At 67.1% G+C, this 732-nt stretch carries 1 protein-coding gene and 1 pseudogene; both read left to right on the top strand.

The features are described 5' to 3' along the window. Nucleotides 1-233, top strand: a pseudogene (locus STSP_RS10870) (NAD(P)/FAD-dependent oxidoreductase); the annotation flags it as partial. 19 nt (nucleotides 234-252) lie between these two features. Beyond that, nucleotides 253-732 (top strand): FAD-dependent oxidoreductase (locus STSP_RS10865; RefSeq protein ID WP_157902808.1); only part of this gene is annotated, 480 nt, incomplete at its 3' end.

Genomic DNA, 732 nt, shown 5'->3' with positions numbered 1-732 from the left:
TCGGCGGCAGGACTCTCGTGGAGCTCGCCTTCGAGAAGGAAACCGAACGGACCACCCTTCCCTGGGTGGGCTACCGGGCGCGGAAGTGGGAACCGGAACCCATCCGCTGGCTGGGCGTTCATGCCATGTACCGGCTCTTCGGTATTGCCGACCAGTGGGAAGAGCGCAGGGGTTCCAGCACGACCTCACTGCTGGCCAGATTCGGCAGCAGACTCGCCGGACTTCACGAGTAAAGAAAAGGAACCTGCTCTCATGGACGCACAACTCGCAGTCATCGGCCTGGGCAGCATCGGGAGCATGGCCCTGTGGCAGGCCTCCCGGCTGTCCGACTCGGTCGTGGGCTTCGAGGCCGCCACCCCCGCCCACGGCCGCAGTGCCGTGGGCGGGGACACCCGGCTGTTCCGCATGATCTACCTCGGCAAGCCCGACTACTACCCCATCATCGAACGCTCCCGCAGCCTGTGGGCCGAACTCGAAGCGGAAACCGGGCAGGACATCCTCATACCGACCGGGGGCCTGTCCATCGGGACAGCGAACGGCAGCTTCATCAACAGCCTCCTCGAGACAACGCGCATCAACGGAGCCGAGCACTACGTCCTCAGCCGGGAGGAGTTGGCGGAACGCTACCCGCAGCACAACCTCCGCCCCGACGACTGCGCCGTCTATGATCCCCGCGCCGGCGTTCTGCGCACCGACCGCGCCGTCAGCGCCGCGGTCGCGGCGGCCCAGGCC

The organism is Streptomyces jeddahensis (genome assembly GCF_001642995.1).
In the GTDB taxonomy this organism is placed as follows: Bacteria; Actinomycetota; Actinomycetes; order Streptomycetales; family Streptomycetaceae; genus Streptomyces; species Streptomyces jeddahensis.
Note: the sequence above shows the minus strand (reverse complement) of the source record. Positions and strands in the feature narration are given on the sequence as shown.